Annotated in this window: 10 protein-coding genes; all 10 read right to left on the minus strand. The window is 37.0% G+C overall.

Going from position 1 to position 14509, the window contains the following annotated elements:
* Positions 1-106: 106 nt before the first annotated feature.
* Entirely contained in the window at positions 107-520 is a 414-nt protein-coding gene (locus ACR1PO_RS02350) for a barstar family protein (RefSeq protein ID WP_332387593.1), read from the minus strand.
* Entirely contained in the window at positions 501-4196 is a 3696-nt protein-coding gene (locus tag ACR1PO_RS02355) for a phosphoribosylformylglycinamidine synthase (protein ID WP_433985677.1), read from the minus strand. The genes ACR1PO_RS02350 and ACR1PO_RS02355 overlap by 20 nt, the downstream gene beginning before the upstream one ends.
* Positions 4197-4385: 189 nt before the next feature.
* Positions 4386-5366 carry a WG repeat-containing protein gene (locus ACR1PO_RS02360; RefSeq protein ID WP_433985678.1) on the minus strand — a complete coding sequence of 327 codons (981 nt, stop codon included), beginning with the start codon at positions 5364-5366 and terminating at the stop codon, positions 4386-4388.
* 48 nt (positions 5367-5414) lie between these two features.
* Complete coding sequence (purB, locus tag ACR1PO_RS02365) at positions 5415-6842, minus strand: adenylosuccinate lyase (protein WP_202839428.1); 1428 nt, start codon at positions 6840-6842, stop codon at positions 5415-5417.
* Between the two features lie 359 nt (positions 6843-7201).
* A complete protein-coding gene (locus ACR1PO_RS02370; protein ID WP_156121528.1) occupies positions 7202-7345 on the minus strand; it encodes a bacteriocin-like protein in 144 nt (47 codons plus the stop codon).
* A 296-nt stretch (positions 7346-7641) separates the two neighbouring features.
* Positions 7642-8064: a hypothetical protein gene (locus ACR1PO_RS02375; protein ID WP_433985679.1), complete on the minus strand. Its 423-nt coding sequence runs from the start codon at positions 8062-8064 to the stop codon at positions 7642-7644.
* Between the two features lies 1 nt (position 8065).
* The gene (locus ACR1PO_RS02380) at positions 8066-9250 is read right to left on the minus strand and encodes an RHS repeat domain-containing protein (RefSeq protein WP_433985680.1); all 1185 of its coding nucleotides are present in this window, start codon (positions 9248-9250) and stop codon (positions 8066-8068) included.
* 188 nt (positions 9251-9438) lie between these two features.
* Entirely contained in the window at positions 9439-9870 is a 432-nt protein-coding gene (locus tag ACR1PO_RS02385) for a hypothetical protein (protein ID WP_433985681.1), read from the minus strand.
* Positions 9867-13373 carry a DUF6443 domain-containing protein gene (locus tag ACR1PO_RS02390; protein WP_433985682.1) on the minus strand — a complete coding sequence of 1169 codons (3507 nt, stop codon included), beginning with the start codon at positions 13371-13373 and terminating at the stop codon, positions 9867-9869. The genes ACR1PO_RS02385 and ACR1PO_RS02390 overlap by 4 nt, the downstream gene beginning before the upstream one ends.
* A 9-nt stretch (positions 13374-13382) precedes the next feature.
* Positions 13383-14507 (minus strand): hypothetical protein, encoded by a 1125-nt coding sequence (locus ACR1PO_RS02395; RefSeq protein WP_433985683.1) that lies wholly within the window; start codon positions 14505-14507, stop codon positions 13383-13385.
* Positions 14508-14509 lie beyond the last annotated feature (2 nt).

Below are 14509 nucleotides of genomic sequence, written 5' to 3' on the forward strand. Positions count from 1 at the left end.
ACGCAGGATCTTATTATTCTCTTAGTTCAAGGAAACAAAGGAAGAATCAACTTGTTGATTTGATGAAGGTGGCTGGAAAAAGTTTCCACTCATTACTCATTATTCATCATTCTAATGTCAGCGTAATATTGGTATGTGATTCTATAATTTCCATCAGAATATCAAAGAGTGTCTGCCCTTTTCCTTCCAATAAATCATTTAATTTTTGTTGAATTAATTCTATGTTGAAGGGTTTTCCCTGCCTGATTTTATTTTCATAGAATTCACGGGTAGCATTAAAGCCTAAATTTTCTTTTGACTTTTGTGATTCTTTCCAGATGATTTCAATTTCTTCTTTATTTTCGAATACTCCGAAACCACCGTAGAGAATATCATCAAATCCATCCAATGTTCCTACCTTCCAATCCGCATTTTTCATCATGACGCTGGAAATTTCCTCATAGAAACCTGCCAAAGACGAAAAATGACCGCCATGGATGACGATCATTTTTCTTGTATTGTTATTTGAAGTATTCAACACCGTTTTTGAATATGTTGTGATAATTCGCGGTTGGTATATTTTTCATGAGACCTTCAGCAAATCGTTCAGGGTGTCCCATTCTTCCGTATATCTTTCCACATGGACTGGTGATTCCTTCGATTCCGAATAATGAGTTATTCGGGTTGAAAGGCATCCCATGGGCAATGTTTCCATCAAGATCAATGTACTGGGTTGCAATCTGCCCGCTTTCATACAGTTTTCTGATTTCTTCTTCTGAAGCCATGAAACGTCCTTCCCCGTGAGAAATAGGAATAGTGAAAGTCTGATCTTTCATTCCTTTTAACCAAGGGCTTTCGTCATTTACTACTTTTACCGTTACCATTTGGGAAATATGCCTTCTGATCGCGTTGTGAGCTAACGTTGGAGAATTTTCATCCAGATCTTTTATTCTTCCATAAGGCAGCAATCCTGATTTTACAAGTGCCTGGAACCCGTTACAGATCCCGATGATCATACCATCCCTGTCTAATAATTCATGAACTGCATTTTTCATTTTCTCGTTTTTCAGAACGTTTACAATGAATTTTGCAGAACCATCCGGTTCATCCCCTGCGGAGAAACCTCCGGAGAAAGCCAGAATCTGAGAAGTTCTGATCTCTTCTACCCAGGCATCAATACTTTCATCCAGTAACTGGTGATTGATATTGATCAAAGGAAGGCTGCTTACTACAGCACCTTCTTTTTGGAATGCATTCAGTGTATCATATTCACAGTTGGTTCCCGGGAATACCGGAGCAAATACTTTTGGTTGAGCAATACCGTGCTTTTTAATGATGATATTTCTTGGATGAATTGAGTTTGATTTTTCATCAATTTCAACCGTGATCTTTTCCTTTTCAACTGTTGGGAAAAGATTTTCGAATGTATTGGTATCGGCTGCTACAAGGTCTGTAATGTTAGATTCAAGACCATTGATTTTTAAAGTCCCTGAATCTTTTACTTCTCCGATAAACTGAAGAGCTGCTGAGCTTAATTCTTCTTTTGCTTCAATGATTAAGCTTCCGATATTTTTAGCCAATAAAACAGTTTCATCAGCATTGATTTCAGCTCCTAACCTGTTTCCGAAGCTCATTTTTGCTAATGCTACGGCAAGACCTCCTTCTTTTACTGTTTTCACAGAAACAATTTTTCCTGCTTTGATATTTTCGAAGATCAATTCAGAAACTTCTTTTAAAGCATCATAGTTTGGAAGTCCGTTTTCCCGGGCAGTGTGATTGAAGAAATACAGTTTGTTTCCTGCATTTTTCAGTTCAGGAGAAATGATATTTTCTTTGTCTCCGTTGGCACATGCAAAAGAAATCAAAGTCGGCGGAACATTCAGATCCTGGTACGTTCCACTCATGGAATCCTTTCCTCCGATAGCTGCAAGACCTAAATTGATCTGCGCATCATAAGCTCCTAAAAGTGAAGCTAAAGGTTTCCCCCATTTCTCAGGGTTTTGTCCTAACTTTTCGAAGTATTCCTGGAAGCTCAGTCTGATGTTTTTATAATCACCTCCCATTGCCACGATCTTCGCAACACTTTCCACTACGGCATAAGATGCTCCTAACAGAGAGTTTTGTTTTGAAATTTCAGCATCGAATCCCCAGCTTGCCAAAGAAACGGTTTTAATATCTTTTGCTCCTAAAACCGGTAGTGTCTGCACACTTCCCTCCATCAGGGTCTGCTGGTATTTCCCTCCTAAAGGCATTGCTACTGTTGTGGCCCCGATTGAAGAATCGAACATTTCAAGCAATCCTTTCTGGGAAGCTACATTTTTATCTTTTAGGGTGTTCAGGAAGTTTTCTGCTGTGAAAGCTTTTGTTTCTTCTTTTACTTCTTCAAGATGAGTGATTTTCACTTCCTGGGATTTTGAACATCCGTTGGTATCTAAGAAAGCTCTTGAAAGGTCTACAATTTTGTCTCCTTTCCAGAACATCTGCATTCTTCCTGAATCTGTTACTTTTGCTACTTCTACCGCAACAATGTTTTCAGCTTCACAGAATTTGATGAATTTTTCTTTATCCTGAGGATCTACCACCACAGCCATTCTTTCCTGAGATTCGGAAATAGCCAGTTCGGTTCCGTTTAATCCTTCGTATTTTAATGGCAATACGTCAAGATTTACTTCTAAAGAGTCTGCAATTTCACCGATTGCCACAGAAACACCTCCTGCTCCGAAGTCATTTGATTTTTTGATCAGCTTCGTTACTTCAGGATTTCTGAATAGTCTCTGAATTTTACGCTCTTCCACAGCATTTCCTTTCTGAACTTCTGAACTCATGGTGTGGATAGAAGTCTCGTCCTGCTCTTTTGAACTTCCGCTTGCTCCTCCTACTCCGTCACGGCCTGTGGCTCCTCCTAAAATAATGATTGAATCGCCATTGGCAGGTTTCTCACGTCTTACCCAATCTACTGGAACAGCTCCGGTAACGAAACCTACTTCCATTCTCTTGGCTTTGTAGCCTTCGTCATAGATTTCGGAAACCATTGTCGTAGCAAGACCAATCTGGTTACCATAAGATGAATATCCGTTGGCTGCCTGTTTCGTAATGGTTTTCTGAGGTAATTTTCCTGGTAATGTTTTATCTACCGGCTCCAAAACATCTGCAGCACCTGTTAATCTCATGGCCTGGAATACGAAAGATCTTCCCGATAAAGGATCTCTGATTGCTCCTCCCAAACAGGTGGAAGCTCCTCCGAAAGGTTCAATTTCCGTAGGGTGATTGTGTGTTTCATTTTTGAATAATAAATACCAGGGTTCTTTTTTACCGTCATATTCTGCTTCGATCTGAATGGTACAAGCATTGATCTCATCAGAAATTACAAGGTTTTCAAGGTTTCCGGTTTTATGGAAATATTTACCGCATACTGTTGCCAGATCCATTAAGGAAATCGGCTTCAGCTCACGGCCTAAGAATTTTCTTTTTTCGATATAATCATTGAAAATAGTTTCCAATGTGTGTTTGAACTGGCCTTCAAACTGAATGTCTGACAATTCTGTTTCGAATGTCGTATGACGACAGTGATCGCTCCAATACGTGTCTAATACTTTTAATTCTGTTTCCGTAGGATTTCTTTCTTCAGTTTTGAAATATTCCTGGATGAATTTCAGGTCATCCAATCCTAATGCAAAACCATGGTTGTTATAGAAGGTTTCAAGTTCCGAATCATTGAAACTAATGAAATTTTCGTGAATGATCACTTTTGACGGTGTTTCTTCTGCAGGAATATCCAGAACAGAAAAGTCTTTTTCCTGAGATTCTACTTTATTGATCAGAAGGTCTTTGATTTTAACCAAATCAGCTTCGGAAACCCCTTCAAATTCGATCAGTTTTCCACTTCTTACTTTTGATTTTTCATTTTCAGTCAGTAAAGCGATACACTGCTGTGCAGAATCTGCTCTCTGATCATACTGTCCCGGTAAAAATTCCATTCCGAAATGAATAGCCTTTGCAGGGTTTTCTGTATGCAAAATATCAGTAACAGGGTCTACGAAAGTGTTGTTCACCACTTTTTCAAATTCTCCGTCGTTCAGATTGAAAATATCGTACACATTGTATACTTTCACGCTTTGAACTGCCGGAACCACCGCTTTTACTTCATCAAAAATTTTTGGACTTTCAACATCGAAAATTCCTCTTTTTTCTACGAAAATTCTTTTGTTATTAGACATTAGATGTCAGATTTTTAATATTAGATTTATTTTTCTTTTTACTTTTTCTGAGTTAAAGCTTCTTTCTTTAAACCCATCTATATTGGAAACTTTTGAAAGAGATTTTCTCTCCAGCCATTATTCCGTACAAATTTAAAGGAATAAGTCGTATGTTCTTCAAATTTGAACTTCCGAATTTCCAATTTTATATTATTTATTGATAAATTTATTCGGATTATCCTTATGCGCTTTCTGAAAGTCCTCTGCATTTTTTATTTCTTCTTTCAGCCAGTTTTCGAAAGGAACTTTTTTATCATTATAATCTTCTATGGCATAAAATGTTTTACCATCTTCTGAGACCAGGAATTTGAAACGATAAAGCATATCCAGATCCTTTTTCCTGTAATCATAGGTATTCACCTGATAATAGGGGAAATTTTCTTTTGGTCTTTCTACGATTTCAAAAAACAGGTTCTTTTCTTTTTCAGACAGTTTATTGTAAAAGTTCACATAATAGAGGTCTGAAAGCTTTTTCTTCTGCTTTTCAAAGAACTGAAGGATATTCTTCTCCTTGTCATTGTACTGAAACGGATTAGGATAGTATTTACCCTCTATTTCAACATCCTGAGCTGTTGGTTTTGTTAATGGCTGAACAGTTTCTCCTTTGACATTCATTACTCCCCATTTTCCACCTACAATAGATCTGTGTTCATCATTTGTTTTTTCCCAGTCACAGCCATCACAGAATGCAGCATATCCGTAATTGAAGGGAGATGCAAAATCATGCTCAGCCTCAATAACTGTTTTTGCATTTCTGTCTACAAATCCTACCTTTCCGTTTTTAACAAATCTTCTCAGCCCTTCAGAGAAATAATCTGCTCCATTGTCGTAAGAATAGGGCTGGTAAAGAAGATTTCCTTTTCTGTCAAAGACAACTCCCCAGGAATTTTTCTCAATTTTACTTTTATCAGCCAGAGAAGAATCAAAAAAAATAGTATTATTTGTACTCTCAACAATTTCGTTGTCTTTCATTCCTGTAAGATTAATAAACTGCGCCGGAATAATAATCTCCCCTTTTTGATTTTTCACCCCCACCAAACTGTCCTTGGAAATAAAATATTTTAACACCTCTTTTTCCTGAGAAAAAGACATGACTGGCATCAATAAAATGGTTAAAAACAGTTTTTTCATAGTTGAGGCTGGAAATAAAATATGCAGCCGAAAAGACTGCATATTGTTTTATACTTTAAGATCAGCTTCCAATCCTATTAAGTCTTTGTTTTGGTCTATAATCGGCTGTACCTCGTTCTTGACGAATTCCTCCGTCTGAATCGGCGCGAAACCAATAAAGTTTTTAGGATCTAAAACTTCTTTCAGTTTTGATTTGTCTAGTTTTAAGGAATCATCATTCAGGATTCTTTCGATAAGGTCATTTTCTTTTCCTTCTTCTTTCACTTTCTTGGAAGCCTCCATAGAATGAACTCTGATTACCTCGTGGATTTCCTGACGGTCACCACCTGCTTTTACTTCTTCCATGATGATATATTCTGTCGCCATGAAAGGAAGTTCTTCCATAATATGCTTGTTGATCCTGTTCGGATATACAACGATTCCGTTCAGGATGTTATTCCAGATTAACAGAATAGCATCCACCGCTAAGAACGCCTGAGGAATGGTTAATCTCTTGTTGGCAGAGTCATCCAATGTTCTTTCAAACCATTGTGTAGAAGCTACCATTGCAGAACTTGTTGTCAGAGACATTACATATTTTGCCAATGCTCCGATTCTTTCGCTTCTCATTGGGTTACGTTTGTAAGCCATTGCCGATGAACCGATCTGGTTTTTCTCGAATGGTTCTTCAATTTCCTTAAGGTTCTGAAGTAAACGTAAATCGTTTGTGAATTTATGGGCAGATTGTGCAATATTCCCTAATAAAGCAACTACTTTCGCATCAATTTTCCTATCGTAAGTCTGTCCGGAAACCCCGAAAACCTTATCAAAGCCAAATCTTTTTGAAAGTTCTTTATCTAAGTGCTTTACTTTGGAATAATCTCCGTTGAACAATTCAAGGAAACTTGCAGCAGTTCCTGTAGTTCCTTTTACTCCTCTGAAACGAAGTGTTTCAAGGAAGAAATCCAGTTCTTCGATGTCAAGAACCAAACTCTGTAACCAAAGGGTAGCTCTTTTTCCAACTGTTGTCAACTGAGCCGGCTGGAAGTGTGTGAATCCTAAAGTCGGAAGGTCTTTATACTGAATAGCAAAATCTGCTAAGTTCTTCATGACGTTAACCAACTTTTTCTTTAAGATTAAAAGTCCGTCACGGATCTGAATTAAGTCCGTATTGTCTCCTACAAAAGCTGAAGTTGCTCCAAGGTGGATAATTCCTTTTGCCGAAGGCGCCACATCCCCGTAAGCGTGAACGTGAGCCATTACATCATGACGGAATTTTTTCTCATACTCTGCTGCTTTCTCATAATCGATGTTTTCAGCATTAGCTTTTAACTCAGCGATCTGCTCGTCTGTAATTTCAAGTCCAAGGTCTTTTTCGATTTCAGCAAGAGCTATCCAAAGCTTTCTCCAATTCTGGAATTTGTTATTGTGTGAGAAGTTAAATAACATTTCTTCACTGGAGTAGCGCTCTTCCAATGGATTTTTGTAGGAATTCATTCGTTCTTTTACTTTTTAGATGTACAAAAATACGGTTTTTCAGTGAGAGATGAAAATCCAGCTTTGATGATTTTCATTCATGATTTTACTTATACTTTGTCTTGAAACAAAAGCATGCAAAAGTTCAAGACGGAATCATCCGCTAAAAATTGGAATGGACTCTTAAAATTTCCAAACCCGCATGGATCATCCGGTTCTGCTTCGGTTCTGAACAAGTCCATGCTCAGACAGTGGAAATTTCTTAACGGATTCCATTCAAATTTTCTTAACGCTCCTGATTCCTAAGTCGATTGATGGGAAAGCACATAAAAAAAGCTATCCCATTTCTGGGACAGCCTGTTTTTACTATTTTTAATTAGTTAATCAATAATAAGTCCGCATGGTGACCCTACCGGAATGCATTTTCTTTCCAATGAACACCAGAAGTACCCAGCAAGACACATCGGGATACCGCCTTGAACAGTTTTTAATTCTCTTTTCGAAAGTTTTCTTAGATTTTTCATAGTAACATTTTTTGATTTTCTCCTACTCTATATGCTTTTCGGATTACGCTTTAATTTGGTAATACAATATACATATTTTTGGAATACAAAAACATAACATGTTCATTTTATAATATTTACAATAAAATTTGTTTATTAACTTTGGATGATCAATTTTGTATGTTAATATAGTTTCTTAAAACAAGGAATAAAAAAAACCTCCGCTGTTGCAGAGGTTTTGTTTTATTTGTGGACATGAGCGGACGCTCGCGCCAGTGGGGGAGCTCACAGCTTTAAAACTCATTAATTTTCATCATTTAGGTAATTTCGACTCTATTATTTTGATTTAATGTGATTCCATTACTATCCTCTATGTCATCTTCTTCAACTAAAAATAAACTATTTTGCTTTATTAGAATCCATTGATAAGGTTCATCACATATAATATTATCATTAACAACAACATCTTCATGAATCTTATTTGAGATAGCTATACCTACAGAAACGTTGTTATTAAGTTTAAGTTCTCTAGCTCTTCCTTCATCTATACAATAAATATTCAACTCAACTTGAAACTCCGAAATATCATCTAATATGCGGTTCTCGAATTTAATTAAACTTTTTTTATCATCCATGAGATTACTAATTTCTTTTATATCATAGTTAAAAATCTCTTTTAATAACTTAATAATATAATTATCGCTTCTTTTTCTCCTTAAATAACAAATAAAATGAATCATATTAATATTTATTTATAAACTCTTTTGCAAAGTTAATATCTATATTAGATACACCGACTCCTTTTAAGGCTTGATCTACTTTATTAGTAGGTACCGTTTTCATCAATTGTATTGCTTTAATTTGCCCTTGAGATAAATCTTGAAATTCGGGAGCTCCTCCACTTCTAGGAAATAATGTTTGACCCTCATTTTTTATACCATAAATTCTACCATTAATAATTACATCTCCATTTCCATTATTTGCATTCGAGAAATTGCCAGCATTGTATGTGGTTATATCCAAATCTAATATTTCTTTTGGAGCAAAAGTTCCTGCACGTGTTTTCCCTCCCGCTATTGAAGTAGAATTTAAATTGTGACGACCATTTATTTTTGCTGAAAACTTTGGTGTACTTTTAGGAACATATCTAGAATATCTAAATCCATTAGCATCCTGCATTGCGGAACCAAAAGCTACAGCAATAGATAATAAGACTCCTTCATTCGTATCAGGTATTGTAAAGTTTCCAGGGATACTACTATGTGCTAAATCTTCTGCTGCTTGAGCCGTTCCTGCCTCAACAGGCTCATCTAACCATTGCTCAATAGATTCTAAAAGACCTACTTCAACTTGGTTACTCTTCTTTACATTACTTTCTTTTTTGTTAGCATATCCCCAAGCTCCAAAAAATCTCCCAACACTATCCCAGGCACGACGCAATCCTCCATGAGGACAATTCGGGTCATCACACATTCCATCAGAATCTAACCTGTTAATTGGGTTTCCAGAACAATAATTATATGGTGTTTTATTATGTGAATGGTCTGCCAACGGGTCAACAACACCCCATCGTCCTAAGTCAGGCATATAGAATCTCGCTCCATAATCATACATTCCAGTCTCTTGCAACTCTTTGCCATTATATTTGTACTTATAACTTGGATTTCCTGCTAATGCATTATATCCCTCATGCTTCAATCCAAACGGGTAATAATTGCTTTCTTCAATGATCTCTGTTCCTGCTCCACTTTTAGCATAACTTAATCTGGTATTTCCAAGGTGGTCCGTATAATTATACACATACTTTCCGGTTTCAACATTAAAATATCCTTCTGTCGTTGGGAAGAATTTCAATATAGAATTTACATACTGGAAGCCATCCAGATAATCGGTTGTTTCTGTTCCGAAAACCTTTCTTACCTTCACTCCGTCTGCTCTGTAAATATAATCTGTTACTTTGGAGTTTTGGGTAATCTTTCCTGGTAAATTTAGATAATTATTTTGGTTGAAAGTATAATCGACTGAAGCAGTTTATAACATAAAAAACCTCCGCTATTGCAGAGGCTTTGTTTTATTTGTGGACATGAGTGAGACGCTCGTGCCAGCGGGGGATTTTACTCCCAATCCAACATATTATCAAAAATACTATGGTTATAAATCTTATCATATCCTATCTGATCATAAAATATAAAAGTAATAATTAATGGTTTTTGAAAATAATCTGCATTATTGTTCTTAATACGATATTGAACATATTTCCTTTTGGCTCCATTGAAAATAGTATCTTTTATTTTTATATTTTCCTTTAAATTTACATCAGAATTGATTTTTTTGTAATTTTTATAGAAAAATTTCTTTTCCATTGATATAACTCCAGGATAAACCTCACTTTCATAAATTAATGATTTATATTTATTTCCATCCTTTTTTTCAACAGCATCTAAAAAAGTGATTACTGTTTTTTTTATTTTCCTTTCAGCCAAAGTATTATTATTGCAAGATGTTGATATAACACTAAACAATATTATTAATAACCACATTCTCATTGTCCCACCTTTTTTAATTTTTCTTTTTGTTGTCTTGCAGCTTCATTTAACTCAGTCCTTTTTTTAACTTCCGGACCATTGCGAACTATAATACCATTTTTTCTCATAATAGTGTTTGCAGTATTGACAATATTAGTTTTTGATTGTAAACTAACTACGGAATTATTTCTTTTATTGATATCTTTTGGTAAAGAACCATCAAATATATAATTAGTAATTTCTGTTTTAGTTTTATTATCTAGTTTTAAATCAGCTTTATTGACCACACTTAATGCGGTTTTCATATCCTTAAACTCTCCTGTTAATTTATCCATATAATTAACTGCTTTTACATTTTTATCGGTAGCAACCATCCCTTTCACTCCTTCGATTCCTTTATTTACAACGTTATATAATTCTAGAATACCTATAACTCCTTTAAATGAAGATGAATTCTCTGCTCCTTTTGCCGCCGAATTTGTTGGATACTCTTCAGCTGTCATTAATTCTGGATCAGGAGTAGAAGGTTTATAATTTAAATAAGACATATAATCTGGTAATTGCTCTTTTGTATATACATCATATTCTGTCATACCTATTGATGTTATTAAACCTCTTTCCTGCAATAGCTCAGCTCCTTCTAATTCTTTACCTAAACCCATTTTATTTTCCTGAAACGCATAAATAGAATTGTATTGAAATTTCTCTGAAAGCGGATCAAAATTGAAAAATCGTCCTAAATCAGGCATATAATTTCTCCACTTAAAACTATACCAACCACTTTCCTGCAATTCCTGCCCTTGGTATTTGTACTTATATGCAGGATTTCCTGTCAACACATTATACCCTTCATGCTTCAATCCAAACGGGTAATAATTACTTTCTTCAATGATCTCTGTTCCTGCTCCACTTTTAGCATAACTTAATCTGGTATTTCCAAGGTGGTCCGTATAATTATACACATACTTTCCGGTTTCAACATTAAAATATCCTTCTGCTGTCGGGAAGAACTTCAATACTGAATTCATATACTGGAAGCCATCCAGATAATCGGTGGTTTCTGTCCCGAAAACCTTTCTAATCTTTACCCCATCGGCTCTATAAGTATAATCAGTTACTTTGGAGTTTTGGGTAATCTTACCCGGTAAATTTAGATAATTATATTGGATGGAGGAAATTCCTTTGTCCAATTGAGTAGTCATATTTCCATTGACATCATAAGTAATGGTGCTTCCTGTACTTCCTGATGCTAACGGATATCCGCTGATGGCATTTCCGGTTCCGGTTTCTTTTAGATAAGATAACTTATTACTTTGTTCCCCATTTTCATAATGGTATTCCAGATTGTCCATTACTTCAGGGGCTGTATATCCCGGAAGCTGTCTTCCTCTTCTTAAAAGCGTTTTTATGTTTCCGTTAAGATCATAAGTCAACTGTTCATGATATTCTCCTCTTTCCAAATTCATGGCATCCCAGAAACGTCCTTCCTTAAGTCGGTTAAGAGCATCATATTCGTAGGAATAATTTCTCAATACCGCATCATTTTGGGTAATCCATGACATCTGGGAAATATTTCCATTATACCTCGCAGAACCTGAAAACTGGCTGTTAGGATTATTATAACGCAGTTCGTATGCAAAAAGTTTATTCTGCAGATTGGAAGGGTCATTCACTTTTGTCATCCAGCCTCTGATATTGTAGGCATACTTTATACTTTGCAGTGGGCTGCCTGTGGTATTTCCTACGTTTTTCGTCTGCAGCTGCCCCAGATCATTGTAAAGATTTTCAGCCAGAAGCTCCTGAGTCCCTCCATTTACCTGGTTCCAATGTCTTACTAATCTTTCCTGGTGATCATATTCAAAGGTTTCTTTGATATTTACTTTGGTATCATTTGCAGATCTTTTATGTTCAACAAGGCTATACTCCGGTACGCCTGAAAATTTAAGGAAGCTTTCGGTCTTCGTGTATCCTCCGAGATGGTTCAAAGAATGCGTTGCGATTGACCTTCCTTTCTTATCATAATAGGTATAAACTTTTGTCCAGCTGTCATTTTCAACATTCTTGGTATAAGAAGCCGTTGGAAGGCTTTTCGTACTCACTTCTGAGTTCTGTGTGGTCTGAGGCAATACTTCCTGTCCTAAGACCGTAGTTACTGCCGGAGCTCCCTGAGGATAGGTATCATAATAATTTACGGAAAGGATTTTATCAAGGTAAGTAGGGTAAGATACATTCCCGTATTCAATCGTCATTCCATTCATGGTAAGGCTTCCGCCACGGGTTTCGTAGTCTACAGACTGGTTATCCACTGACTGCTGAATATTCTGCCTTGGGGTTCCGTCCCGGCAAATTCCTGTGTAAGCAACCCTCCCGAATTGATCATATTTTGTAAATACCCAGGCCTGGTCAGCTACAAAATTACTAATCCCGTTCTTAAGGTTTGTATCACGGTAATAAATCACCTGATCTTTCTTATTATAAATCATCTGCTCCCAGCCTTTCCCCGGAAGTTTCTTTTCCACAAGCCTGTTTTTACCATCGTATTTATACTGGTAGCAAAGATGTTCCAGTGCGGAAGCGGAAACGGTTGCCGAAGCCGAAGCTAAAGGTGGTATAACAAATGCCAGCTGGTCATATTCATTATAAACATAATACGTATCTGCATTTTCTGAAGCACTGATGACTTTTCTTACCAGTAAAGTCTGCCCTCTGCCGTTTTTAAATTCTATGGTTTTATTATTGTCTTCGTCGGTTACCGTATTTTTATACAACTGCGCATCCCCATATGTGCCGGATAATACAAGCTGAGAAGATGTAGCACCATCCACCCATGCGGTAACAGTGGTGAATTTTTTAACTTCGCCCGCCGCATTGGCTTCATACCCGAAAACAACAGGTTTGTTCTGCCAGTCAGTTCCTGGATTTTTCTGGTTTAAAACACGGTCAAGCGGAGAATTCTCCAAAGTTTTATGGGTAAAAGGATAAGAATCATTAATGCCGTTAGACTGATAGTAGCTGTTGGCACTTCCTTCTACCCCGGTCTGGATATTCCCGCTTAATGAAGCCATAGGCACCGGAAGCCAGCTGTCCGCCTGTCTTCCAAAATTGTCATAAGGAATATGGGTTACCAAATCCTTTCCTGTAGGAGTTGACTTAATACTCACAGTCTGTTTCGGCCTTCCCAGCCCATCAAAAAACCGGACACTCTGTATCTGCTGAAGGGATCCGTCTGAAACAGCAGTGGGTACCAGGTACTCTCTGGTATAAATATAGTTTTCTGTCCCTGGAATACTGGACGAATAATTTACAGTGATGGGCGTGTAAGTACCGCCACCACCTGCAGACGATCCTCCAATATAAGCCCGGAAGGTTCCATTGGCAGAACTGAACTTGAACCCCGGAAGCATACGGATACTTTGGGGATCTGCCACTTCAGTATTCGGAGCGGGGGGAGCGGTTAAAACCACCTGTCCAAAGTGATGAAGACTCCACAGCAACCCAATGCTTAGATATATTTTCTTATACATTTCTCTATATTAACGGGTTGTATTGGACTTCATCATAAGGAATTGCTCTTTCAACTGCTTAATTTCGGAAACAGCGTTTTTAAGTTCTGAATTCTCTCCTTCTAATTTCTGTATTTTTTCCTGCTGGTCCTTTAACTGTCTTTCCTGTTTAATAGCATAGAGGGTAAGCTCTTCAATTTTCTGTAATAATTTGATCTGAAATTCACCAACGTTTACGCCTTCTTTTTCCATTACCCTGGCAGAAGCAATTTCAGGAAGGTGTTTTTTCTCTTTAATATGTTTGGCTACCGCTTCCAGATTAGGAAGATCATAGTTTTCTTCAAATACAAAATCAGCTGTTGGGGTTAAGGTTACTTTGACTTCTTTGGCTTCAAATTTACCCTGTAGTGAAGTATTTCCGTTGATATTAATTCTCATGATCTCATTCAGTGTTACTGGAGAGTCAATCGCTACCTGCTGTGAAGATGCAGTCAGGAAACTAAATCCTTCATTTCCTACAGTAATAGCTGTTTTTGCAAGACTTGCTTCCCCGCTGCTGGACAACCAACCTACATTTGCTCCGTTCGCTTTTACTCCAAAACTCATATAGGAAGATGATGAACTTCGTAATGCACCCCAATTATTCAATGATCCTTTTACATATCGTATTGCAAATGCATTGATCCCTAATGCGGAATCTGTAGCTCCTGCTACAATATTACCTAAAACATCCAGTTTTTCTCTGGGCTGAGGACTTCCCAATCCAACATTTCCATTGTAAAGGATTGAAAATCTTTCAGCCATATTGGCTGCATTGGTATTATCATTAAGTAAAATAGAAAATTTCGACCCGTATATATTCCCTGTTTCTTCAGTAGCTGTCATTCTCACCTTAGGAGAATTTAAATATCCGGCAGATTCTAATGTGGGATATTTAGGACTGGCAGAGGTACCGCTCCATCCTGCTGTTGAAATTGTTATCTTACCTCCGTTTTGGTTACCCACTTCAAAATTAGAATGGGGATCATTAACCCCAACTCCTACGTTAGTTGATGCAGCTGTAGTGGTCTGATTGACAGCACCTGAAGGTGTATATAACTGTGCAAAAGACAATTGAGCGGCTAAAATTCCTGCAATGACTATTATTTTTTTCATAA

The sequence above is a fragment of the Chryseobacterium amylolyticum genome (genome assembly GCF_051011775.1).
In the GTDB taxonomy this organism is placed as follows: Bacteria; Bacteroidota; Bacteroidia; order Flavobacteriales; family Weeksellaceae; genus Chryseobacterium.

What these genes read in the sequence shown, in the direction of transcription:
- ACR1PO_RS02355 (WP_433985677.1), bottom strand. Translation starts at nt 4,196, where the DNA reads ATGTCTAATAACAAAAGAATTTTCGTAGAAAAAAGAGGAATTTTCGAT.
- ACR1PO_RS02360 (WP_433985678.1), bottom strand. Translation starts at nt 5,366, where the DNA reads ATGAAAAAACTGTTTTTAACCATTTTATTGATGCCAGTCATGTCTTTT.
- purB (WP_202839428.1), bottom strand. Translation starts at nt 6,842, where the DNA reads ATGAATTCCTACAAAAATCCATTGGAAGAGCGCTACTCCAGTGAAGAA.
- ACR1PO_RS02370 (WP_156121528.1), bottom strand. Translation starts at nt 7,345, where the DNA reads ATGAAAAATCTAAGAAAACTTTCGAAAAGAGAATTAAAAACTGTTCAA.
- ACR1PO_RS02375 (WP_433985679.1), bottom strand. Translation starts at nt 8,064, where the DNA reads ATGATTCATTTTATTTGTTATTTAAGGAGAAAAAGAAGCGATAATTAT.
- ACR1PO_RS02385 (WP_433985681.1), bottom strand. Translation starts at nt 9,870, where the DNA reads ATGAGAATGTGGTTATTAATAATATTGTTTAGTGTTATATCAACATCT.
- ACR1PO_RS02390 (WP_433985682.1), bottom strand. Translation starts at nt 13,373, where the DNA reads ATGTATAAGAAAATATATCTAAGCATTGGGTTGCTGTGGAGTCTTCAT.
- ACR1PO_RS02395 (WP_433985683.1), bottom strand. Translation starts at nt 14,507, where the DNA reads ATGAAAAAAATAATAGTCATTGCAGGAATTTTAGCCGCTCAATTGTCT.